Source organism: uncultured Rossellomorea sp. (assembly GCF_947488365.1).
Taxonomy (GTDB): domain Bacteria; phylum Bacillota; class Bacilli; order Bacillales; family Bacillaceae_B; genus Rossellomorea.
The window spans coordinates 1207874-1232318 of sequence record NZ_CANKZT010000001.1 but is presented as its reverse complement, the minus strand read 5'-3'; the positions used below and the strand labels follow the sequence as shown (position 1 = coordinate 1232318).

The window sequence follows — 24445 nt, the reverse complement described above, 5'->3', positions numbered from 1 at the left end:
CATGGAGGTGTGGCATATGGAAATAATTCTTTATCTAAGCGTGGCTGTAATAGCAGTTGCATTTTTTATTTTAGTTATGAGTGTAATGAAAACATTGAAGTCTCTAGGCTCAACTTTAGACAGTGTTTCAACTACATTGACCGGCCTTGAGAGTCAGCTTCAAGGAGTAACAAAAGAGTCCACAGAATTACTACATAAAACAAACCTATTAGCCGAGGATATCCAGAAGAAATCTGAGGATCTGAACACTGTTGTTTATGCAGTAAGAGATGTAGGGCACTCCATCCAGAACCTTAATAACTCGGTTAAGAAAGTAAGTACTTCCATTTCAACTGAACTTGAACGGAATCAAGGGAAGATTTCACAGGTTGTTCAGTGGGGAAATGCTTTCATTGAGTTAAAGGACAAATGGAAACAAAAACAGGAAAAACAGCCAACTCAACCTGATGAAGCTGTTCAAAACCAAACACCAAAAGAAGTTCGTTCTCAAGAAAAATTGATAAAAAGAGCAAGATCTTATAACAATTAGAGAGGGGAATTTTAAAATGACACAACAGTACAATCAAAACCAGAACCAGAACCAAACAAATGACAGCAACAACATTAATTCAAAGGACTTCATGATCGGAACACTGATCGGAGGAATCGTAGGAGCGGCTACAGCTCTACTACTGGCTCCTAAATCCGGTAAAGATCTTCGTCATGATATTAACGAACAGGCAGGCGTCCTGAAAGAAAAGACAGGTCAGTGGAAAGACACGGCTGTAGAAAAGAGCAATGAACTTGCAGCGGTTGCGAAAGAAAAATCTTCTGCCCTAACAAAATCAGTACAGGAGCAATCCAACAATGTGGTTGGCAAGCTGAAAACATACCGCTCTAATAATAACGAGCTTCAAGAAACAAATGATGAGCTGCAAGCTGTTGCTGTAGGTGAAACAACACCTGTTGAAGAAACAGAAGATGTGAATCAAAAGCTCGAAGAAACAAAAAAGGCGTTTGATGAAACTGAAAAAACATACAATCAATAATAATTGATTCCAGGGGCGGTGAAGTGATATGATTACTTCACCGTTTTTTTGTTGCAATTAAAAGCCAGGAGGCATCCGTTTGTCTCTTGTCTAATAAAGCACATGTATGAAAGGGAGTATGAATCTCATGCAAAAGATTGAAACCGTTCAAGAGTTTGAAAAGCTTTCTGAAACAAGTTCCCGCTTCTTTTTTATGAAGCACAGCTTAACATGTCCGATAAGCTCAAATGCTTTCAACGAATACCAAGCTTTCTTAAACAAGCATGAAGAAGAAGACGGCTACTATTTAGCCGTTCAGGAATCAAGGGAGCTATCCAGTCATATTGCTGAGAAGTACGGCATTAAGCATGAATCGCCGCAAGCCTTTCTTTTTATTGAAGGGAAACCAGGCTGGAATGCTTCACATTGGAATATTACTGAGAATGAATTAAATAAGTTGTAGGGGAAAGGACTCTGTTTTGACAGGGTCTTTTTTATTTTATGTGTACTTACTGATGATTTCGTTTGGGATTCCTAATAATTTTTGGTAATTCCCTCCCATGTGTTTATTTTCTATAATACAGGGAATTTACTCTATAAGAATAAAAAATTATCTAAAGTAAACTAGGAGGAACGATTCATGACACAGACTGTACCATATAAAACTCAAACAAGTAATACGACTACGAAGAACGGCACTTCCGGTGAGAAGAACGGTAAGTTATTAAAAGGCATGGTTGTGGGAGCTGTAGTAGGCGGCGCAGTGGCTATGCTTGATAAAACAACAAGAAAGAGAGTATCTTCGAGAACATCAAACGTGAAAGACTCTACGATGGGGATGGTGGCAAAGGTAAGAGAAAATCCATCGGGAATCATGAACGACTGGCAGGATCGCCTTAAAACGGCATCTACTGTATTAAAGGAAGCGATCAACGATGCACAGAGCCTTTATGAAAAGGTGAATGATGATGTGATTGATCAAGTGAATCAAGTAAAAGAAGATTCTTCTGAAATTATAGCCACTACCAAAGAAGCAGCAGAAGAATTGAAGGATATTGGTGGGAAAGTGAAAGAAGCGGGAGAAGAAGTGACAGGCGACTCGACCTCTTCTGTAAACGGCACTCAGCCTTCAACAAGCTCTATTTCTACAGATAATAACAATATCCATCCAACTAACCGTACGAGCAGCTTACCTGGCCAAGTTGGATCGTAAACAAAAAAACTGGCGTAAATGCCAGTTTTTTTCTGTCTGATAGTCAGCGTGTCCCTTTAGGCCACACGATTTCGAGTTCATCCCCCTGTTGGATTTCCTCATAAAAGGTGGTTTCCTCCCCATTTTTCAAGAGTACGAAGCTCCCATTCGCATGAGAAGGCATATTGACTTCAACTGAATTAAACAAGTCTTGGAAAATAAATGAGCTCATTTGTTGTGCTTCTATTTCAATTGTATCACCGGATAATAATCGATCATCCATTTTAAGATTAATCCCATTGCGATAAACCCGGCTGCTCTCTTTCATAAGTTCTACTTTCTTGCCGTTAAAAGTAATCAGGATAGTGGACCCCGGGGTGAGCTGTTTCTTGATGAGAAGCTCCTTTACCGTTGGTGTGGAACCAGGTTTGAATGAAACGATATCATTCTGCTGAATCCTTGATGAAAGCTTCGCCTCAATACCGTTTATGAATAGCTTTCCGCTATAGGCAGGGAAGAACGTTTCTTTTCCATTGATGGAAATATGATAGGGCTTTGTGCATTCTACCCATTCTTCATACCCAAAATGCTTTAACACGTCGAAGAGTGATTCCGTTAATTCGATTCGAATAGAATCACGATCCTGAATGGTATCATCAAGGGATGCACGCTGATTGTTTCTGTATACGAGTGGAGTAACTACATAATTGTCATCGCCAATGACAATCTGTTTAGAAGAGGACGTGTCAATCAGATCACCGATGCTTACCCTGGGTTGAGTTCCGTCATTTCCTCTATGAACAGAAATAATATCGTTATTTTTAATGTTTTCATCAAGTGCACTAGGCAGACCATTTTTTTCAATGAGGGGCGGGTGACCGTGACCTCCTGGCAAAGATATATCTTGACCATTGACTGATACAAAGAATCCACTTCCCGGTATCCCGTGCCATTTACTCAACTTTAACCCAGCAGCCAAAATGCAGTCGCCGACCGTTAAGTCCTTTACTTCAAACAATCGGACAGGTTGATTGTTCACGTGAGCGGTGACGTATTGAACAGGGGCTTGTTTAGCAGCAATGGCAATTCCAATCGGGGTAACGAGGTCAGGTCCTTTCGTTACTTCATCCAATATGGTTATATTCTGAATCGCCTCTACGCCTCTTACAGCGACCCGATTATGAGGAAGCTGCAGGGATGCTGCCAATCGGTCGGGCAGTACAGGTGTTAGGCTGCCTCCTCCTACAAGCATGACAGCTTGTGGGGGCTTTCCATTGTTCAAACGGAGAATCTCCTTTGAAATCTCTTCTGCCAACCGATTCACAGCTGGTGTGATTTTCTCCACCACCTCATGTGCAGGATAACTCGTTTCAAAGCCAAGAATATCGGTAACAGTAATCAGATCTCTGGACTGAAGCTCCCTCTTTGCCTGTTCCGCAAGTGGAAAGTCCAACAATAATTCATGGCTGAGGGCTTCCGTTATTTCATCCCCGGCTGTCGGGACCATCCCATAGGCAATGACAGTCCCCATATTGGTGATCGCGATATCCGATGTTCCTGCTCCGATATCAACGAGGGCTACATTGAGTCGTCTCATGGATTCTGGAATAAGCACATTAATGGCAGCGATGGGCTCTAATGTCAAAGCGTCCATTTCAAGGCCGGCGCGATTGAGTGCCGCAATCAAGGATTCAACCACGACACGTGGGAGGAAAGTCGCGATAATCTCGACGGTGGCTTCATCCCCTTGCTGATCGATGAGGCTTCCGATTTCTTCACCATCCAAACGGTAAAATAGGACAGAATAACCAACACAGTAATAGTGGTAGCCCTTCGTATCATTTTCATTTTCTGCAGCTAATGCTTGAGCTTGCTGGACAGCACTTAACTCCAGATGGAGGATATCGTTTTTTTGAAGAAGGGGTTTTCCTTTAATATTTGATGTGCAAGATGCTATTTCCGTTTTCAGAGCTCTTCCGGCTGCTGCGACACACACTTTATAAAGGGGGCCATGTTTCTTTTCCAAACGCGCTTTAATGGAGTAAATGACCTCTGATACAGCAGGAACGTCATGAATCTGACCATCCAGCATGGCTCTCTTTTTATGCTCTTCTACTAAAATATCTGAAACTTGAAATATTCCGTCTATTTCTTCTAAAATAATCCCGACGACCGACCTGGTTCCGATATCTAATGCAAAAATTTTTTGCTTATTTTTCAATTAGTGTTCACCCACTTTAGCCTATTCTCATACAATACTAAAATACTTTAGTGCTTAAAAGCGTCTAATTAATAAAGAATTTTATCGTGACATTTTAGATATGTTCTATTATAATAAGTTTCAATATCAAAAATGTATCATACTTTCTTAAAACTATAACAGTTTTTACGTATGAACAGGATAAAAAAAGAAAGGGTGCTGTATTGTGAGTAATCAAGAGCTCGATCAATTACGAAAACAAGTCGACGAGATGAACCTAAAACTATTAGACACCATTAATGAACGTGCTAAACTAGTTCAGGAAATCGGGCGTGTCAAGGAGACTCAAGGAGTATACCGCTATGATCCTGTTCGCGAAAGAGGCATGCTAGATCTGATTAAAGAAAATAACAATGGTCCATTCGAACATTCTACCATTGAACATATTTTTAAAGAGATCTTTAAAGCCGGTTTAGAGTTGCAAAAAGACGATCACCGTAAAGCATTGCTTGTTTCCCGTAAAAAGAAACCGGATGATACGATTGTCAATATCAACGGAGATTCCATTGGTGATGGAAAGCCTCATTTCATTTTCGGTCCATGTGCCGTTGAATCTTACGAGCAAGTGGCTGAAGTGGCGAAGGCCGTTAAAGCAAAAGGACTTAAATTGCTTCGAGGCGGGGCATTCAAACCTAGAACTTCACCTTATGATTTCCAGGGCCTCGGGATTGAAGGCTTGAAAATTCTTAAAAAAGTGGCGGATGAATATGATTTAGCTGTCGTAAGTGAGATCGTTAATCCAGCCGATATCGAACCTGCGCTGGAATACATTGATGTGATTCAAATCGGTGCGAGAAATATGCAAAACTTTGAGCTGTTAAAAGCAGCCGGGGCAGTGAAAAAGCCCGTATTGCTTAAACGCGGTTTAGCTGCAACGATCGATGAGTTCATCAACGCTGCCGAATACATCATTTCACAAGGAAATGGAGACATCATCCTTTGTGAACGTGGAATTCGTACGTATGAAAAAGCAACAAGAAACACATTGGACATTTCGGCTGTCCCAATTCTTAAGCAAGAAACGCATCTACCGGTATTCGTGGATGTAACACATTCGACTGGACGTAGAGATCTATTGCTCCCAACGGCAAAAGCAGCACTTGCCATCGGTGCAGATGGAGTAATGGCCGAGGTTCATCCTGATCCTGCCGTTGCCCTATCCGATTCAGCTCAGCAAATGGATTTAGATCAATTTGATCATTTCTACCAGGAGCTATTAAAAGGCAGAACGATCGAAGTATAATGTATATAAGAGAAGGGTTGGATCCTATTCATGGGGTCCAACCCTTTGTTTTTGATTTTCGAAAGAAAAATACGAGTTTTTACGATCACTTTAGGCATTTTTTAAAGTAATGTCCTTTTGAAAGCCCAATTCTTTGTTTGGGAGTAGCGAAATACCTGAGTTTTTAATTGAAACATCGAATCTTCATTAGGGATATCGGCGAAAATTTCATTTTAACGGTGAAATTCTGATTTTAACGGAGAAATTTCGGTTTTAACGGCGATATTCCAAATATAACGGCGAAATCTAATTATTACAGCGGAATTCAGATTTTTAACAGCGGAATCCCAGATATATCAGCGAAATCTTCAATTTAACAGCGAACCCCCAAATATATCAGCGAAATCCCCAACCAATAACCTGTCAAAATACCCTCTGAAGATTCGTCCTATGCTTGTTTTCTCCACTAAACCTCCCCCGCTTCTGCAAGCTCAAGCTATTATGAACTTTTTATTAAGATAAGGCGGAGTCGTTGCAGGAATATAGAGACTATCGTATGATTATCTAGGTAATTGCAGATAAATAACCTATATACATTGAAAAAAACACTAACGTGAATATAAATATGTGCATTTTTTAACAAACTATTGTAATCGCTTTTTTCTTTAGGTTTATTTAGTGTAAAATAAGATAAATGAGTAGAAGAGTAAAGGAGAGTTAATGATGAACGTTACAATATATGACGTAGCAAGAGAAGCAAATGTTTCCATGGCAACCGTTTCACGTGTAGTCAACGGAAATCCCAATGTAAAACCGGCAACAAGAAAGAAAGTACTGGAGGTCATTGACCGCCTTGGATACCGTCCGAATGCTGTAGCAAGGGGACTGGCAAGTAAGAAAACAACAACGGTCGGAGTCATCATTCCGGATATCTCTAATATTTTCTATGCTGAATTGGCACGTGGGATTGAAGATATCGCAACGATGTACAAATACAATATCATCTTAAGTAACTCGGATCAAAATGCTGAGAAGGAACTTCATCTTCTTAACACGATGCTTGGAAAACAAGTAGATGGAATCCTGTTTCTTGGAGGTCACATTTCCGAAGAGCATGTTCAGGAATTCGAACGTTCTCCGGTACCAATCGTGTTAGCGGGGGCAGTGGAAGAAACAAACAAGGTTCCATCTGTTAATATCGATTACAAAGCGGCTTCTTATGATGCTGTTACGGAATTATTAGAAAAAGGGCATAAACGGATTGGATTTGTAAGTGGTCCTTTCCACGATACGATTAACATGAAGTTTAAGTTGGAAGGGTACCGAGAGGCCCTTGCCAAAGCCGGAGTGGAATATAGTGACGACCTGGTTGTTGAAGGTGAGTACACATATGATTCAGGACTTGAAGCATGGCAGAAGTTTTCTGAGCTTGCGGACAAGCCGACCGCTGTGTTCGTCGGAAATGATGAGACGGCCCTTGGAGTCGTTCACGGTGCCCAGGATCAAAACGTGTCCATCCCCGATGAAGTTGAAGTGATCAGCTTCGATAACACAAGACTGGCGCTTATGGTTAGACCACAGTTAACTTCCGTTGTTCAGCCTTTATATGATATCGGGGCTGTAGCGATGAGGTTATTAACGAAATATATGAACAAAGAAACGGTTGAAGAATCAACAGTTGTTCTTCCTCATCGACTTGAACATCGTAACTCAACAAAATAAGAAGTTTGTCGATATAAAAGATAAAGACAAACAGAACTTATTTTTGTAGGGAGAGTCAAAATGAAAAAGCTTGATGTTCTTACACCAATCGGGGTTGTAGTTGGGTTTCTATTCGTCGCTTTCGCCATCATTACGAACGCAGGTATTACAGGCTTCAGTTCCTTCATAGATCTGCCTTCCATGTTTGTTGTGATAGGCGGGTTGGTCGCTGCCATGTTGGTCAGCTTCTCTATCAAGGAATTGAAGCAAATGGGGAAAGTGATGAGAGAATCCTTTCGTGACGAGGAATACGATCTTCAAGGTCTCATTCGCACGTTTGTGACACTTTCAGAAAAAGCCAGACGTGAAGGCCTTCTCGCATTAGAAGCGGAAGTGGAAGAAGTGGAGGATCCTTTTATTCGAAAAGGTGTCCTCTTAGCAGTGGATGGCATTGAGCAGGACGTGATCGTAGATATAATGAATGCTGAAATCATCGCTTTAGAAGAGCGACATCGTAAAAATAAAAGTTTACTGGACAAGGCGGGGGAGTATGCACCTGCCTGGGGTATGATCGGGACCTTGATTGGTCTCGTACTGATGTTAAAGAATTTAAATGATCCAACGTCATTGGGCCCGAATATGGCCATTGCCTTATTAACGACTTTATATGGATCGATCCTTGCAAATCTTGTCTTTCTGCCCATGGCATCCAAATTAGCGATGAAAACAGAGAAAGAAGTGTTTATGAAGCAAATCGTGATTGAAGGTGTTGTTGGAGTACAATCTGGTCAAAATCCAAAACTATTAGAAGAGAAACTAAGAGTGTTCTTATCTAATGAGGAACTGGAGATGTACTCGAGCAGGAAACAAGAGGAGGCATCATTCGATGAAGCGTAGACGACAACAAGCGTCTCAGCCCACGGGTGCTCCAAAATGGATGGTAACCTTTTCTGACCTCATTACTCTTATTCTCGTATTCTTTATTTTATTGTTTTCTATGTCACAAATAGATATTGTGAAATTCAGGGCCATCGCTGATTCCTTTCAACAGCGTCAAATCCTCGAGTTTTACCCATCTGTCATTCCATTCGAGAACCCTTCTGCTGAACCTGAAATGGAAATGGAGAAAATGCAGCCTCAAAGCAGTGAACAAGCCGACAAAGAGTTAACTCAACTTTTAGCGGATATTCAGAGCTACTTAAATGAAAACAAATTAAGTGACGTTGTAGTTGCCACAAGAACCGAGAGAGGTGTCGTACTGGTTCTCCAGGAGCAAGCTCTATTTGCCTCAGGTGAAGCAACGGTCCTTGAGGACGCTTATCCGTTCTTAAATAAAGTGGGGGATCTTTTATCCAGAATCCCAAACTTCGTGAAGGTAGAAGGACATACAGATAATCGTCCAATCGGTACATATCGATTTCCATCAAACTGGGAACTCTCCTCTGCAAGGGCAAGCAGTGTAATTCGATACATCATTCAAACGGAGAACCTGGATCCGAAGCGCTTTATCGCCGTCGGATATGGGGACACACGGCCAATTGCCCCGAATGACACCAGGGAGAATCTCCAAAAAAACAGACGGGTCGAAGTGATCATTACAGACCCTGCTTACGAAGAACAATAAAAACCAAGGGCTTCTCAGTGGTGATGAGAGGTCCTTGGTTTTTTGTTGATTTGTTTAAAAAGCCGCCTCTTTTTTTCGATTAACTGCTAGGCTTTTGCCTCAGTTGCTGTCGGATGGAGTATAGGGCTTTTTCAACAGTTTGTTTATTTTTTTCCGTGATTTCCCCTTTTCGCGGAATCGGCTTGTATATGTCAGGTCTATCCCACCATTCAGATGGCAAGGTGACACCTGCCTTACTCTGCCAGCGTTTCGTCCACTTCCCAGGGAAGGAAGAGGCGAGGTCCATTCGACCGGTCATCTGCATCCAAATCATGCTCCATGCCCTTGGGACGACTCTCCAAATGTCATAGCCACCCCCACCAACGGCAATCCATTTACCATCGCAATACTCATGAGCAAGCTCATGGGCGATACGAGGGATTTCCCTGTATATATTCATAGTAGCTGAAAGGTGGGTGAGGGGATCATAGTAATGGGCATCTGCCCCGTTTTGAGTCAAAATGACGTCGGGCTTGAAGAATTCAATGACTTCACGGAAGGACGTTTCGTAGGCTTCGAGCCAAGATTCATCCTCTGTAAAGGCATCGAGGGGTATATTGAAGGAATACCCATATCCTTTACCGTGACCGCGCTCATTAATATTACCTGTCCCTGGGAAGAGGTAACGTCCCGTTTCATGGATGGACAGGGTACAAACGTCCGGATCATCGTAAAAGGACCACTGAACGCCATCTCCGTGATGAGCATCTGTATCGACGTACAGGACCCGCGCCCCATATTTTTCCTGCAAATAGCGAATCGCCACTGAACTGTCATTATAAATACAGAAGCCGGATGCTTTTCCTTTGAAGCCGTGATGCAGACCACCGCCGAGATGGAGGGCATGCTTCGCTTTTCCCGTCATGACATAATCAACGGCCGTCAACGTTCCGCCCACTAAATAAGCACTTGCTTCATGCATTCCTTTGAACATTGGGGTATCTTCTGTACCAATACCAAACCCTTCTGCCTGATCTTGAGAGAGTTGGCCGACACTCGCTCTTTTGACGGCGTTTACATAGTTGGGATCATGATTAAGAAATAGTTCTTCGTCGGTAGCCATTCGTGGGGGGACAATTTCATCTGATTGAAGAGCATTTACTTCTTTGAGTAAGTCCATCGTCAAGGTCAATCGGGTTTGATTGAAAGGATGCTCATCAGAGAACCGATACTCAAGGAGTTCATCTGAATAAATGAAGACAGCATCTTTGGTCATGATGAGATTCCTGGCATGTTTGGCCATAACACGTCATATCCTTCTTTCTTGAGATCATCGATCACATTCATCGGATTCATCGTTCTTACGCGGAACACAAGTATTTTAAAGTTTTCGTCCTTTTTATCCGGATACACGAGGACACTTTGAATATTAGAGTTATTTCTTCTGATGATACCGGCCACTTCATAGAGAATGCCAGCTTTATGTGGGACTTTCACTTCAATTTGAGAGCCGGGTTGGTGGGCTCCCGTCAGTTGAATGAGAGTGTACAGCAGGTCTGTTTCAGTTATGATTCCTACGAGCTTTTTTTCCTTCAGGATAGGCAGGCAGCTGATTCGGTGCTCATAAAAAAGAGCGGCAACCTCTTCTACGAAATCCAATGGATGACCTGTGATCACATCTTTCTTCATGATCAACTTAAGAGGATTCTGTAACTCACTAGTAGAGGAGTCATCATGAAAAATAGATGGGGTACCGTCTTTTACATCACGGTCACTCACGATTCCGATTACTTCCAGAGCATCATTCGTAATCGGGATATGCTTGATTTTCTTCTCCCGCATTAGTTTTATGGCTGTTTCAATTGTATCGTCTGCTTTTAATGTTTCGACTTTCGTTTTCATGATTTCTTCTACAATCACGTTCTCCACCCCTTTAGAAAACTTGTCAGAACTCCATTAATACATAAAACGATTCATAAATCTCAGCTGATCAAATCGTTGGATGGAATCTGAATCCACTCTTTTACCGATTCTCGCCATTAAACAATTGGCTGGATGGGAGCTGATTTCAGGGTCATCAGTTGCGTAATACTCCAAACCGCCAGCGTTCATCATCTTTTCCATCACCTTACGATATTCCCATACGTTCAAGCCGGTTCCTTTAAGGTCCCAATGCCAATAGTATTCAGTCGTAATGACAATAAAATCTTCCATATGATCATCCATCATGGAAACCCTTAACAGGTTTTTCCCGACGGAAGCCCCGCGGTATTTAGGGATGACCTCGATTGCTCCAAGCTCGATAAGATTCTCCATTTTCCCTTGAGACCAGCGTTCAAGAGGATCAGGATATAAATATGTAACATACCCAACGATCGTATGATTGTCTCTCGCAATCAGAATTCGTCCTTCTGGTAAACCGGCAATCTCAACAAGGGCTTTATGTTGCTGAGCAGGAGGTCTGAAAGCGACCAAGTCTTCGTGAAAATCAAGACGTGCCAATTCTTCAGCGGAAATCGGGCCTTCAATGATGAGATTTCCTTTTGTTGTCTTTAATTCTGTTGCATTATAGGTTTTTTTCAATTTCATCTGGACACCACCTAAAGATATTCCTCAAGTACATTATACATGAAATGAAAAAATGTATAGCGCTTTCACGAAATTTTCAGACGTCTGCAGAGGAAATATTATTCTGCAATACCTATATAGAGCAGGGGTTTGAACCGTTTTTGTCCTAAAAATACTAGGGAGAACTTTATGGCAGATTTTTTAAAAAATTGAGAAAATATTAAATTTATACTATAATAAGATTGTAATTTCTTACATAAGGGGGATGCGGTATATGAAAGTGGAAGCGTTACCAGTGACAAAGGGAAACTATAATCTTGAGAGCTATGAAAATACGTATGAATCATTTGATTGGAAAGATGTTGAAAAAGAATTTTCATGGGCGGAAACAGGACGTGTTAATCTGGCTCATGAAGCAATCGACCGACATGCAGTATCTTTCAGGAAAAATAAAGTCGCTCTTTATTACCGAGATGCAGAACGTGATGAAAAATATACGTACTCTGATATGAAGAAGATGTCGAACAAAGCAGGAAATGTATTGAAGCGTTTTGGGGATGTTGAAAAAGGTGACCGCGTCTTCATCTTCATGCCGAGATCACCGGAATTGTATTTCTCCGTATTGGGTGCGATCAAGCTGGGTGCCATCGTAGGTCCTCTGTTTGAAGCATTCATGGAGGGAGCCGTCCGTGATCGATTAGAGGATAGTGAAGCAAAGGTACTGATCACGACTCCTGAACTATTAAAGAGGGTTCCGGTAAGTGAACTTCCGAACTTAAAGCATGTGTTTCTAATTGGGGATGAGGTACAGGAGGACGATGTTCATGTTGACTTCCTATCAAAATTTGCTGAAGCGAGCGATAAACTGGCAGTAGAATGGGTAGACAGGAACGATGGGTTGATCCTTCACTATACATCAGGGTCCACTGGAAAACCAAAAGGGGTCCTTCATGTCCATAACGCTATGATCCAACATTATCAAACTTCCAAATGGGTGCTCGACCTTCAGGAAGAGGATGTGTATTGGTGCACAGCTGATCCGGGCTGGGTCACAGGGACTTCATATGGAATCTTCGGCCCGTGGCTGACAGGTGCCTCGAACGTTATTGTAGGGGGACGCTTCAAGCCTGAGAACTGGTATAAAACGATCGAAGACTATGGAGTGACGGTTTGGTACAGTGCTCCAACGGCTTTCAGGATGTTGATGGGTGCCGGGGATGAAGTCGTGAAACAATTCGACTTAAGCTCTCTTCGCCATATCCTGAGCGTAGGTGAACCACTGAATCCGGAAGTTGTGCGCTGGGGAATGAAAGTATTCAATCTCCGCATCCATGATACTTGGTGGATGACGGAAACAGGCGGTCAATTGATCTGTAACTATCCGAGCATGGAAATCAAGCCAGGTTCCATGGGGAAACCATTCCCGGGAGTGAAAGCAGCGATTGTGGATGATCAAGGAAACGAAGTGCCCCCATACCGCATGGGGAACTTAGCGATCAAAAAAGGCTGGCCGTCCATGATGAACCAGATCTGGAATAATCCACAGAAGTATGACTCATACTTCATGCCTGGTGACTGGTATGTTTCTGGAGATTCAGCTTATATGGATGAAGACGGATATTTCTGGTTCCAGGGCCGGATTGATGATGTCATCATGACGTCTGGAGAACGAGTAGGTCCATTTGAAGTAGAAAGCAAGCTTGTAGAACATCCGGCAGTCGCCGAAGCAGGTGTTATTGGAAAGCCTGATCCGGTTCGCGGCGAAATCATCAAAGCGTTCATCGCTCTTCGCGACGGATATGAAGTGACAGATGAGCTAAAAGAAGAGATTCGTCAATTTGTTAAAAAAGGATTAGCTGCCCATGCGGCTCCTAGAGAAATCGAATTCCGAGACAAACTTCCGAAGACACGAAGCGGAAAAATCATGCGCCGAGTATTGAAGGCATGGGAGTTAGACCTCCCTACCGGTGATTTAAGTACAATGGAAGATTAATAGGTGGAAGAACCCCCGCTCGTGGAGCGGGGGTTCTTTTGTGGGTGCTTTTTTGGTTTGGGCGAGGGAGGGAACAAAAAAACGAGCGAAAAGTAAATACTTTCGCTCGTTTTCAACTTGTATCTAGTTCTGCTCAGCAGGTGGATCAGGCTCAGTCGGTGGCTCGGTTGCGCCGCCACCGTCACCGCCTCCATCGTCTCCACCGCCGCCATCACCGCCTCCATCATCAGATGGAGGTGGCGGTGGTGGCTCAGGCTTGTCTGGTTTAGGAGGGGGATCGGCTGGTTTATCACCAGGCGGTTTCGGATCCGTTGCCGGTTTTTCAGGCTTTGGCTCAGCCTCCGGTTTTCCGATTTGTACAGTATTGGAAGGTGCAGATTGTCTTCCGGCTACGTCTACGGAAACCACATAGAAATCACCATTTCCAACGGAAACTGAATAACTTCCGCCAGACTTGACACTGCCGACCTTGCCGCCAGATTTACTATATACACGGTATCCGACGACATCGCTGCTTGCGGATGACGTCCAAGTGATGGTATTTCCATTAGCACTTGCTTTTACCGTACCGGGAGCTGATCCGTCGTCAGAAATTTTATTTTCTGCAATCAGAACATTTTTGAATCGATTGTCACCTTCCGGAATGAGTTTGTTTGGATCTCCAGGTACAGAACCAAATACATTCTTCACAAAGTCAGGATTCAAGATCACTCCCGGCTGTGAAAATTCTTCCGGCGTATTAGGCAGAGCTAAATATTTCTTTCCGTTAACCATGACATAACGGCTCATTAGTAAGCTGTCATCGGTTTTGGTCGGTACATATTTAGCGTTGAATAAGTCACTTTTCACTAACCCGGCCTGACTGCATGCTTCTGATGGCAGCAATCCGGAAATGGAGCAGAAGGATCTCCTTACAATGCCTTCCGGTGCTGTAAACGAAGCATCGGGATCGATCAGCTCAGGAGCCAAGTCCCTCGTATCATTCAATAAGTATGACCATAAGCGGATATTACGTAATCCATAATGTCCATACTGTGCCCGGGATCCCGGTGTATTTAATGAAGAAGGTGTGTCATATCCGAACCAGGTTCCGAAAGTGATGCTCGGATTGGATGCGACAAACCAGTGATCCTTGTAATCCTGACTCGTTCCGGATTTCCCGGCCCAGTCTGAACCAAAGTTCAGGAATTTCTTCGCATAACGCCCCGTACCTAGTGAATGATCCAGGGTATCTCTCATCATATCGATGGTGAGGTAAGCAGTCTGCGGACTGAACACATCCACCGGTTCTACTTTATGCTCGTAAACCACATTGCCTTCTTGATCGACAATTTTATCAATCATGTAGGCATCAATGAATTTTCCGCCGTTTGCAAAAGTGGTGTAGGCATTTACGTTTTCTTCGACTGTTACACCACTTGTCGTGGCTCCCAGTGCAAGTGACAGGTTATTATCATATCGGCTGTTAAGTGATGAGAATCCCATTTTCAGAAGGAATTCTTTAAATGGATTTCGGTTATAGATATTGGCATATGTTCTTACTGCAGGTAAGTTCAATGATTCTGCAAGTGCATGTCTTGCAGGGAAAAGTCCGCGTTCATTAAGCGAGTAGTTTTCAGGCGTCCACCCATTGATGTTTACACCAACGTCAGGAATAGGGGATCCAGGTGAAATGTATCCGTATTCCAGTGCCGGGGCATACGCAAGTAATGGCTTCATGGTGGACCCGTTCGATCTCAGTGCCTGAGTGGCATGATTGATTTGTTCCGTTTTAAAGTCACGGCCGCCGATGAAACTGATGATGCGTCCCGTCTTATTTTCAATCATGATCGCTCCGACCTGAACCGGTTCCTGTACTTCCACTTCTTCTCCTGTTTCAGGGTCCGTTGCCGTTACAAACTTAGAAGGACCATACATTTCATAGGCATCTTTTGTTTTCTGCATTTGATCATAGATTTTTTTATTGATGGTTGAATGAATTTCATATCCGCTTTGACGGACATTACGATCCGCGAGCGTGCGGTATTTTTCTTCAAGCTCATCATTGTTTTCAAGGTCTTGTTTTGAATATCCGTCTTTCTCAGCCAGTACATCCGTCATAATATCCACTGCCCTGCTTTCCAGTTCAGCTGTCAGCCATGGATATTGTTCGCTCGGTGATGGTTTAGCCTTGATGAAATCTTTCGACAGGTCATAGGCAACAGCATCATTGTACTCTTTTTTCGTAATGTAACCTTCCCGGTGCATTCTGTAGAGTACAGTGTTTTTACGGCTCATTCCGGCTTCCAGATTCTCTTTCATTTCTCCGTTATTCGTGAATGGAGTGTAAGAGAAAGGAGCTTGTGGAAGTCCTGCAATGAAAGCAGATTGAGGCAAGGTTAAATCTTTGGCGTCCACTCCGAAGATCCCTTGAGCAGCCGATTGGACACCGGCGATATTCCGACCGGAAGAATTACGACCAAGAGTCGCTACATTCAGATACGCTTCCAGTATTTCGTCTTTCTCAAAAAATCTTTCTAAACGTAAAGCAAGAAGAATTTCCTTCGCTTTTCGTTCAAAGGATACTTCATTCGTCAGAATTTGGTTTTTGATCAGCTGTTGAGTGAGTGTACTTCCACCTGATTGGGTAGAGGAATTGGTGAATTCCTGAAGTACGGCACGCATGATTGCCTTGGGTACGACACCGTTATGATCTTTGAAGTATTCATCTTCCGTTGCAATGACAGCATTCCGCAGGTCTTCGGAGACATCTTTAAGCTTTACTTCTTCGCGCTCCAAGTCCGTCCGGAGTTTTCCCAGATAGACATTATCAGCGAAGTAAAGCTGCGACGTTTCTTCATAGTTGTAAATGTCCTTTTTCATTTGGTCATAAGGACGAATCGGTTCTTCCTTCACGAGAGAAGCGAAATAACCGGCTCCGACTCCTCCTGCAAATGCAAAGCCTAATACAAATAGAACGACAAGTATCAGGGATAGGTTCCAAAATACTCCGTATGTAATTCTAGCTCGTTTTTGAAATCCAGTATTTGAAAAGAACCTGATTGCAGGATCTAGTTTTTCAAGTAATTTGTTCCATTTTTCCTTCATATAATCATTCCCCCCAGAACATTCCCATTATAGCATATTTACGAGAGAGCTGTCGTAAAAAGTCAAATAAAAGGGTTGTTGGTCGGGCAGTATTTTTAGTAGGTTTATTGACTATTTATTTAGAATGTGGTAAAAACCTTATATAGCGAATGATTGATGATCTGGCTTCTTAGCTGGATGTATGAACTTAAAAAATGAATGTGTGATCGCAATGAGAGGAATAAGTAGTCTGCCTTCCCTGTTAAAAAGAGAGTCAGTGGTTGCTGTAAACTGACACAAATGGCAGATGAATTACATCCTGGAGCTTTTGCTGTGAACCTTTAGTAGCAGCAAACGGTTAAAGCCGTTATCTTTAATGAGTGAAGGATGTAATTCCTTAAATTGGGTGGTACCGCGCGACAGCGTCCCTGCATATTTGCAGGGACTTTTTTGTTGTCTTTTTTCGGGTATTGCCGTGCGTGTTTTACAAAAAAGGAGGAAAAAACATGGATTTGATAAAAGAATTGGAATGGCGTGGAATCACGTATCAGCAAACGGACGCTGAAGGGTTGAAGGACCTGTTGAATAAAGAAAGTATCTCCATTTACTGCGGGATTGATCCAACAGCAGACAGTATGCATATCGGGCATCTCCTGCCATTTTTAACACTGCGACGCTTTCAGAATCAAGGGCATCGTCCTCTCGTGTTAGTGGGGGGAGCAACTGGCCTGATCGGTGACCCGAGTGGGAAAAATGAGGAACGTAAATTGCAGACAATTGAAGCGATTCAAGGGAATGTAGCGAGCATTAAAGTGCAGCTCCAAAGCATTTTCGATTTCGAAGGGGAAAATGGTGCAGTGATGGTGAATAACTATGACTGGATCGGAGCAATGGATGTTGTTACATTCCTTCGTGATTTCGGTAAGCACGTGGGTGTGAATTACATGTTGGCGAAAGATACAATTGCATCACGCTTAGAATCAGGTATTTCGTTCACTGAGTTTACGTATACCATTCTGCAGGCGCTGGACTTTAATCATCTATACGACAACTACAATTGTAAGCTCCAAATCGGTGGAAGTGATCAGTGGGGAAATATCACGACTGGCCTTGAATTGATCAGACGTACCCATGAAGAAGAAACGAAGGCATTTGGTTTCACGATTCCACTCGTAACGAAAGCGGACGGAAGTAAATTTGGTAAAACCGAAAGTGGGGCGATTTGGTTAGATCCGAAGAAGACATCTCCTTACGAGTTCTACCAGTTCTGGATCAATGCGGCCGATGCAGATGTAGTGAAGTACCTGAAATACTTTACATTCCTTTCCCATGAAGAAATCGATGCATTGGCTCAGTCCGTTGATACGGAGCCACACCTACGCAAGGCGCAAAAGGCGTTAGCAGAAGAGATGACTAAGCTCATTCACGGTGAGGAAGCACTTGACCAAGCAATCCGCATTACACAAGCTTTATTCAGTGGTGATATCCAGTCTTTATCAGCTTCTGAAATTCTGGAAGGATTCAAAGATGTTCCTTCTTTTGAACAATATAAAGGAGAAGAAGTCGGATTAATCGATCTGCTCGTCAATGCAAAAATCTCGCCTTCCAAGCGTCAGGCACGTGAGGATGTTGGGAACGGTGCGATTTACATCAACGGTGAGCGTATCACGGATCTTCAGCATGTGATGGGCGAAGGTGACAAAATCGAAGGACAATTTACCATCATTCGCCGCGGAAAGAAGAAATATTTTAGAATTCAGTACGTATAATACTAGTATTGAATCTGACAGTGCGGTATCCGTTCCTCTTTTTGGAGCGGGTACCGTGCTTTTTTGTGTCCGGAAGGGGGATTTGAAAATATATTGTATTAATTGAAAATAAAAGTGCCATTTTTGAAAATATATCTTGAAAATTGAAAATAAACAGTCCATTTTTGAAAATATATCTCAAAATTTGAAAATAACTTCATAAGAAACGCTTCTCCTAATTCCATCACATACGTAAAACAGATGTGAACTCTTCGATTTTTACTAATAAATGTTCAAACAACTAAAGAAGTTAAAAAAAAACACTGCCCATAAAATGGACAGTGTTTTTCTCACAAAGATTAACGAGAGTAGAACTCAACGATAAGAGCTTCATTGATTTCAGCTGGTAATTCAGAACGCTCAGGAACGCGAGTGAATGTACCTTCTAATTTGTCAGCATCGAAAGTTAGGAATTCAGGAACAAAACTGTTCACTTCCATCGCTTCTTTGATGATGTCAAGGTTACGTGATTTTTCACGAACTGAGATTGTTTGACCAGGAAGAACGCGGAATGAAGGGATGTCTACGCGAGATCCGTTCACTGTAACGTGACCGTGGTTAACAAGTTGACGAGCTTGACGGCGAGTACGAGCAAGACCTAAACGATAAACAACGTTATCCAGGCGGCACTCAAGTAGCGCCATGAAGTTTTCACCGTGTTTACCTTGTAATTTGCCAGCTTGGTCAAATAGGTTACGGAATTGACGCTCAGTTACTCCGTACATGTGACGAAGTTTTTGCTTCTCTTGAAGTTGTAAACCGTACTCAGAGATTTTTTTACGTTGGTTTGGACCATGTTGTCCAGGAGCGTAAGGACGCTTTTCTAATTCTTTACCCGTACCGCTTAGAGAGATTCCAAGACGACGAGATAATTTCCAGCTTGGGCCAGTATATCGAGCCATGAATGACTCCTCCTTTATTGTTTTTATTTTGTTGTAAAATAAAAACACCTGTGAATAAACAATTATGTGCATTTTGTTTTCATGTACCTTCGCCCTAGCAGCAGAGGGTTACAAGATACACCTCAAGGTTAGAGGAACAAAATACGATCATAAAGGACTTCACTGAAGCTGCATTATTTTACACAAAGAATATTATATGATGCGAGAGAATAGAAGTCAAGTAAGTATTTTGGATTCGTAGATTTATGCAAAGGTGATCGGCTTAAATAGTCCATAAGTCATTTCTTGTGCTATAATAAAACTTGGAAAATATGTTAAATAGGTGAGTGTCGTTGAAAGAATCAAAAAGAGAAAAAACCCTTCGATTTGTATTGATCGGCCTGTGTATATTGGTTGTTTTAGGAGGGTTTGTTTATTCTTCTAACTCGAGAGAACACGTGATGGTTCCTGAACAACCGATCCATGCGGAAGTATTATCTGCAGGAAACGGAGAGCGGAATCCCATCATTGCTGTAGCGAAGATGGCTCAAGACCAGCCTGTCCTTATTATGTATGAACTTGATAGAGGAAATCAGTATTATTTTAAGGTAGTACATAGTGTGTCGTTAAAGAAAACCGTGAAAATGTTAGGGCTCACAAAAGATAAAAATGGGATCTGGGTCCAATTAGATAAGAAACAATGGGTGTTATTTTCGGAATCTTTAGAGGTTTTACAAGAGAAAAAGGATGCTCCTTCTTCAATGATTTCCAGTCAACACCCCTTTGAATATAATGAGCGTGACCAGTTGATAGACATTTCCTTTAATGAAGACAAAGACCCGATTCAATTGGATCTGTCAGATCGAAAAGCAGAACCTGTACAAGTCCATTCCTTAGCGGTGGATCAGTCATTATGGCTCGTTGTACTACAAGAAGATTTGGTACTGGCTCAGGGCCAGCGATGATAATAGTTTCACAAACCTTTTAGGTGTGGGTGAGAAAAATGTATGTAATTCATCATTCTTTACTTGAATATAAGTCAAAGCTTTTTGATTTAATATATGAAGAAATGTCAGCAGAGTCGGGGCATTCTGCTCAATTGCAAAAGTGGCTGACGATTATCAAAGACTGCCTTGATATTGATCGGGCATTTTTATATTTTTATAGCGAGTCTGCCTATTTCTTATATCACCCCGGTCACAATAGGGATGTTCCTCTCACTCTTGCTGAAACAAAGGAGGAATACATTCTTCCTCCTGTTATGGTCGAGGAAGAGGAACATTTCACCATTCGTTTTCACTTTACGAATAAAGATGGCAGTCCTTTAGCGATTCTTTTAGTAAAGAGGGAGGATCGGAAAGAAAAGGTGGATGAAGGCTGGCTCCATGCCTTTTGGGAAGCAAGCAATCAGTTTTTACAGCATACAGGTGGAATCCAGACCGTACTCGAAGATGAGAAACGGTACAGGGAATTATTTAAAGTAACAGAGATCTTTCACTCCACTAGGGATGTCCATACGCTTCTCGTACAGATCATTGAAACGCTGAAGCAAGTGTTCCCAATTGATGAATTTCACTTGTTATTGTCTAACGACCGGTATGAATTCGGGACTCTCCCCATTAAAAACTTTGACTTTGATCGTGCCAATGAGTCTGCCATGCAGGCATTTGTGAATGGGAATATTGAAGTCGGTGAACAGAATGTCCTATATGCACCTTTAAGAGGGAAGCAGGGAATCTATGGGGTGCTTGAGGTGAAGTCAAAATCCAATGCAACCTTCACGGACCAGAAGATAGAGTTCATTCGTTTGCTTGCCTATACGACAGGGAGCGCTCTTGAAAATGCCAAGCTCTATGAACAATCTAAACGGCTCATTACCGATCTGCAGCTTATTAATGAAACCTCCCACCAATTAAACTTGAATTTGCGTTTGACGGATACGGTTATGTTTTTAAAGAAGCAGATTAAACGTTCCTTTCAAGCATCAGCGATTGGATTTGTACTCCATCAAGAAGGGGAGTATAGAATCCTGGAAGAAAGCTCTTCTGTTTTTCTTGAAGAAGAAGGGGAAAAGTACATCTCTTATGTAAAGGAGAGAATCGAGAAGGAACGGGATGCGATCTTTTTAGGAGATGTGAGCGATCGATTTGATATGGGGGCGGCCTTTCCATCCGTCATGGCCGTGCCTATGATTCAGAATGAAGCCCTGTTAGGGTTTTGCGTAGTGTTACATAAAGAACCATACATGTTTTCATTTGATATGTATAAGCTGCTTCAGTCCTTTATCCATCACTCGACCCTTGCGATAACCAATGCAACCCTTCGTGAAAAGCTTGAGCATATGGTCATTACCGATCATATGACCAAACTATTCGCACGAAATTTTCTCGATGAGGAAATGGAATCTTCCATGGGTAAGGATTCATTGGGAACCTTCCTGTTAATTGATATCGATGATTTCAAAGCCATTAATGATAATTACGGACATCAAATTGGTGATGAAGTCATAATCGGGGTGGCGAACCTGATTAAAGGAATCGTAAGTCATCATGGATTTGTTGCCAGATGGGGAGGAGAGGAATTAGCGGTCTATTTACCTTCTCTTGATGTTGAGGATGGATTGGTGATTGCTCAACGCATTGTCGAACAGATTCCTATAAAAACGGATCCTTCCGTAACCCTGTCCTGTGGATTATCCACTTGGAGAGGATGGGATGACCAGTGCCCCAAATCTGTGAAGGAATTAGTAAAAAAAGCAGATGATGCACTCTATCATGCAAAGAATAATGGTAAGAACCAGGTTGTGAAAGATTGTGATGGAATGATCATGGAATAATGTTCTTCAACAAGCCGGAGTCGATATGGCTCCTCCGGCTTATTCTTATTGGGGGACAACCGTTGATAGCCCTTTACCACTTTAGTGTAACCGCTTTCTTTTTTATCGTGGTTATCATATTCTAGAATAGTAGTTACTTAGACTTAAAGGGAATACTGGGAGGAATACTATATGAAAGAAGAGAAGCGTTTTGAAACAAGGGTCATTCATGAGGGGTATGCATCATCCCGGCATTTTGATAGTTTAGCGCCACCTTTATATCAAACTTCTACTTATACCTTTGCAAATGCGAAACAAGGGGAAAATCGATTTGCTGGTGAAGAGGAAGGATATATATATTCAAGATTGGGAAATCCGACAGTATCGATTCTGGAAGACAGAATGGCATCGTTAGAGGGTGGCGGGGCTGCCCTTGCCTTTGGTTCCGGTATGGCAGCTGTATCCGCCGTGTTATTTTCCTTAACCAAATCAGGAGATCATGTCTTATGCTCTCAAGGGGTTTATGGCTGCACGTTCGGCCTGCTTCAGCTGCTTCAAGAGAAATTTTCCATTCAACATGACTTTTCTTCCATGAGTACAGAAGAGGAAATCCGTGAGAAAATCACGGAACAAACGAGCTGTATCTATGTTGAAACACCAATCAATCCGACTATGCAGTTAATCGATCTTGAGCTTGTCGTGAAGGTCGCCCGGGAAAAAGGAATTCCAGTAGTGGTCGATAATACATTCTGTTCTCCTTATTTACAACGACCATTGGAACTGGGATGCGATATTGTCATTCATAGCGCGACGAAGTACATTGGCGGTCATGGAGATGTGGTCGCGGGGCTCGTTGTGGGATCACAGGAGAAGATGGCAGAAATTCGCATGACGACACAGAAGGACATTGGAGGAATCATTTCTCCTTTTGATGCATGGTTATTATTAAGAGGGTTAAAAACGTTGGCAGTGCGGATGGATCGTCACTGTGAAAGTGCTGAGAAGATTGCAGGTCTATTAGCCGAACATCCGGCAGTAGAAACCGTCATTTACCCTGGCCATTCCAATCATCCTCAACATGAGGTAATGAGGAAACAAATGAAGAAAGCCGGAGGAATGATTTCCTTTACGATAAAAGGTTCGAAAGAAGAGGCCCAGAAGCTTATGGATGATCTGGAGATGATCAAGATTGCCGTGAGTCTGGGGGATGCGGAAACATTGATCCAGCATCCGGCGACCATGACTCATGCAGTCGTACCAGAGGAGTCTAGAAAAAGCATGGGAATCAGTGACACGCTCCTAAGGCTTTCCGTAGGATTGGAAGCACCGGAGGATATATGGGATGATTTATCGCAGGCGTTGGATAAGGCATAAGGGAAAAAGGAAGGAACCGGGTTGGCTGGTTCCTTCCTTTTTAGTGATGTGTTGTAATAGTGATTAGTGTACAGCTGATATTCACAATTTGGCACAACAAATGGTGAAAGTGGCACAACAAATGCTGAAGGTGGCACAACAAATGCTGAAGGTGGCACAACACCCGCCAAAAGCGGCACAACAACCGGTCAAAGTGGCACAACACCCGCCAAAAGGGGCACAACACCCGCCAAATTGGACAATATCCCGTACTCTTTCGTATATCAAGCCATGAACACCAGTCCAAATTGAATCATTCATCAAAAAAATGGATATGATAAAGCTCTTTTCCAATCTAAATAAAAAAAGGCCTTTCAGGTTATGAAAAACACCTGCAGGGTCCTATCATCATGTTCACGTATTAAAGGTGACGCATTAGTTCTTCCACAAAGATTTCCAGATACTTCTGATCCTCTTCATCAAATCTAGCTTTTTCCGGACTATCAATATCCAGGACTCCGATCAGTTTTCCTTCTTTCACAAGAGGGATGACAATCTCTGATTGAGAGGCTGCATCACAGGCGATATGTCCCGGGAATTGGTGGACATCATCGATCAGAAGCGTTTTTTGTTCACTTGCGGATGTACCGCAAACGCCTCTTCCTAATGGGATTCTCACGCATGCAGGCAGACCCTGGAATGGTCCTAATACCAATTGTTTGCTTTCTTCTTCATATAAATAAAAGCCTACCCAGTTAATACGGTCCATGAATTGATTTAAAAGGGCGGAAGCATTGCTTAAATTCGCTATTTGATTTGGTTCACCTTCTAATAAAGCTTTCAGTTGTTTCGTAACAAGACCAAAGCCCTGTTCCTTTGTACCTTGATATTTTTCTGCTTTAAACACCAACAACTCCCCCAATTCTACAAAATGTGCGTTATTTCATGTCCGTTTGTTCCCCGAAGCCTTCTATAC

Annotated in this window: 21 protein-coding genes and 1 other annotated feature; of the genes, 14 read left to right on the top strand and 7 right to left on the bottom strand. The window is 42.5% G+C overall.

What is annotated here, in order from left to right; genetic code table 11:
• Positions 1-16: 16 nt before the first annotated feature.
• From Q1B03_RS06385 to Q1B03_RS06370, 4 genes are all read left to right on the top strand, one after another.
• Entirely contained in the window at positions 17-529 is a 513-nt protein-coding gene (locus Q1B03_RS06385; RefSeq protein WP_299739347.1) for a DUF948 domain-containing protein, read from the top strand.
• Between the two features lie 16 nt (positions 530-545).
• Positions 546-1028 carry a YtxH domain-containing protein gene (locus Q1B03_RS06380; RefSeq protein WP_299739346.1) on the top strand — a complete coding sequence of 161 codons (483 nt, stop codon included), beginning with the start codon at positions 546-548 and terminating at the stop codon, positions 1026-1028.
• 127 nt (positions 1029-1155) lie between these two features.
• Entirely contained in the window at positions 1156-1470 is a 315-nt protein-coding gene (ytxJ, locus tag Q1B03_RS06375; protein ID WP_299739344.1) for a bacillithiol system redox-active protein YtxJ, read from the top strand.
• A gap of 177 nt (positions 1471-1647) precedes the next feature.
• On the top strand, positions 1648-2220 hold the full coding sequence (locus Q1B03_RS06370) for a YtxH domain-containing protein (protein ID WP_299739342.1): 573 nt from the start codon (positions 1648-1650) through the stop codon (positions 2218-2220).
• 43 nt (positions 2221-2263) lie between these two features.
• Here the strand turns inward: Q1B03_RS06370 and Q1B03_RS06365 are convergent, their stop codons facing one another.
• Positions 2264-4420, bottom strand: coding sequence for a cell division FtsA domain-containing protein (locus Q1B03_RS06365; RefSeq protein WP_299739340.1), 2157 nt, complete (start codon positions 4418-4420; stop codon positions 2264-2266).
• A gap of 205 nt (positions 4421-4625) precedes the next feature.
• Between Q1B03_RS06365 and Q1B03_RS06360 the strand changes: the two genes are divergently transcribed.
• The 4 genes from Q1B03_RS06360 (at position 4626) to motS (ending at position 9006) form a co-directional block, all read left to right on the top strand.
• Entirely contained in the window at positions 4626-5702 is a 1077-nt protein-coding gene (locus Q1B03_RS06360) for a bifunctional 3-deoxy-7-phosphoheptulonate synthase/chorismate mutase (RefSeq protein WP_044339452.1), read from the top strand.
• Between the two features lie 702 nt (positions 5703-6404).
• Complete coding sequence (gene ccpA / locus Q1B03_RS06355) at positions 6405-7403, top strand: catabolite control protein A (RefSeq protein ID WP_299739682.1); 999 nt, start codon at positions 6405-6407, stop codon at positions 7401-7403.
• A 60-nt stretch (positions 7404-7463) separates the two neighbouring features.
• Positions 7464-8279, top strand: a complete 816-nt coding sequence (gene motP, locus Q1B03_RS06350) for a flagellar motor protein MotP (protein WP_299739334.1) — start codon at positions 7464-7466, stop codon at positions 8277-8279.
• A complete protein-coding gene (motS, locus tag Q1B03_RS06345; protein WP_299739332.1) occupies positions 8269-9006 on the top strand; it encodes a flagellar motor protein MotS in 738 nt (245 codons plus the stop codon). Before motP ends, motS begins: the two co-directional genes overlap by 11 nt.
• Positions 9007-9085: 79 nt before the next feature.
• Here the strand turns inward: motS and Q1B03_RS06340 are convergent, their stop codons facing one another.
• From Q1B03_RS06340 to Q1B03_RS06330, 3 genes are read right to left on the bottom strand one after another with little or no spacing between them, the layout of a single operon-like run.
• Positions 9086-10261, bottom strand: a complete 1176-nt coding sequence (locus Q1B03_RS06340) for an acetoin utilization protein AcuC (RefSeq protein ID WP_299739330.1) — start codon at positions 10259-10261, stop codon at positions 9086-9088.
• Entirely contained in the window at positions 10258-10905 is a 648-nt protein-coding gene (locus tag Q1B03_RS06335; protein WP_299739328.1) for an acetoin utilization AcuB family protein, read from the bottom strand. Before Q1B03_RS06335 ends, Q1B03_RS06340 begins: the two co-directional genes overlap by 4 nt.
• Before the next feature lie 36 nt (positions 10906-10941).
• Complete coding sequence (locus tag Q1B03_RS06330) at positions 10942-11574, bottom strand: GNAT family N-acetyltransferase (RefSeq protein WP_299739326.1); 633 nt, start codon at positions 11572-11574, stop codon at positions 10942-10944.
• Between the two features lie 253 nt (positions 11575-11827).
• Between Q1B03_RS06330 and acsA the strand changes: the two genes are divergently transcribed.
• The gene (gene acsA, locus Q1B03_RS06325) at positions 11828-13546 is read left to right on the top strand and encodes an acetate--CoA ligase (RefSeq protein ID WP_299739324.1); all 1719 of its coding nucleotides are present in this window, start codon (positions 11828-11830) and stop codon (positions 13544-13546) included.
• Between the two features lie 123 nt (positions 13547-13669).
• On the opposite strand, the gene Q1B03_RS06320 is transcribed toward acsA, so the two are convergent.
• Positions 13670-16633, bottom strand: a complete 2964-nt coding sequence (locus tag Q1B03_RS06320) for a transglycosylase domain-containing protein (RefSeq protein ID WP_299739322.1) — start codon at positions 16631-16633, stop codon at positions 13670-13672.
• Positions 16634-16835: 202 nt separating this feature from the next.
• Positions 16836-17045, top strand: a binding site (T-box leader).
• Between the two features lie 73 nt (positions 17046-17118).
• On the opposite strand from Q1B03_RS06320, the gene tyrS reads away from it, so the two are divergent.
• On the top strand, positions 17119-18381 hold the full coding sequence (gene tyrS, locus Q1B03_RS06315) for a tyrosine--tRNA ligase (RefSeq protein WP_299739320.1): 1263 nt from the start codon (positions 17119-17121) through the stop codon (positions 18379-18381).
• Positions 18382-18719: 338 nt separating this feature from the next.
• Here tyrS and rpsD read toward each other — a convergent pair whose 3' ends face one another.
• On the bottom strand, positions 18720-19322 hold the full coding sequence (gene rpsD, locus Q1B03_RS06310; protein WP_034765742.1) for a 30S ribosomal protein S4: 603 nt from the start codon (positions 19320-19322) through the stop codon (positions 18720-18722).
• A gap of 332 nt (positions 19323-19654) precedes the next feature.
• On the opposite strand from rpsD, the gene Q1B03_RS06305 reads away from it, so the two are divergent.
• The 4 genes from Q1B03_RS06305 (at position 19655) to Q1B03_RS06290 (ending at position 23764) form a co-directional block, all read left to right on the top strand.
• The gene (locus Q1B03_RS06305) at positions 19655-20266 is read left to right on the top strand and encodes a hypothetical protein (RefSeq protein WP_299739312.1); all 612 of its coding nucleotides are present in this window, start codon (positions 19655-19657) and stop codon (positions 20264-20266) included.
• 38 nt (positions 20267-20304) lie between these two features.
• Complete coding sequence (locus tag Q1B03_RS06300) at positions 20305-22137, top strand: sensor domain-containing diguanylate cyclase (protein ID WP_299739311.1); 1833 nt, start codon at positions 20305-20307, stop codon at positions 22135-22137.
• A gap of 171 nt (positions 22138-22308) precedes the next feature.
• Complete coding sequence (gene megL, locus Q1B03_RS06295) at positions 22309-23490, top strand: methionine gamma-lyase (protein WP_299739309.1); 1182 nt, start codon at positions 22309-22311, stop codon at positions 23488-23490.
• Positions 23491-23578: 88 nt separating this feature from the next.
• Positions 23579-23764 carry a hypothetical protein gene (locus Q1B03_RS06290; RefSeq protein ID WP_299739307.1) on the top strand — a complete coding sequence of 62 codons (186 nt, stop codon included), beginning with the start codon at positions 23579-23581 and terminating at the stop codon, positions 23762-23764.
• A 126-nt stretch (positions 23765-23890) separates the two neighbouring features.
• On the opposite strand, the gene Q1B03_RS06285 is transcribed toward Q1B03_RS06290, so the two are convergent.
• Positions 23891-24376, bottom strand: a complete 486-nt coding sequence (locus Q1B03_RS06285) for a GAF domain-containing protein (RefSeq protein WP_299739305.1) — start codon at positions 24374-24376, stop codon at positions 23891-23893.
• Positions 24377-24445 lie beyond the last annotated feature (69 nt).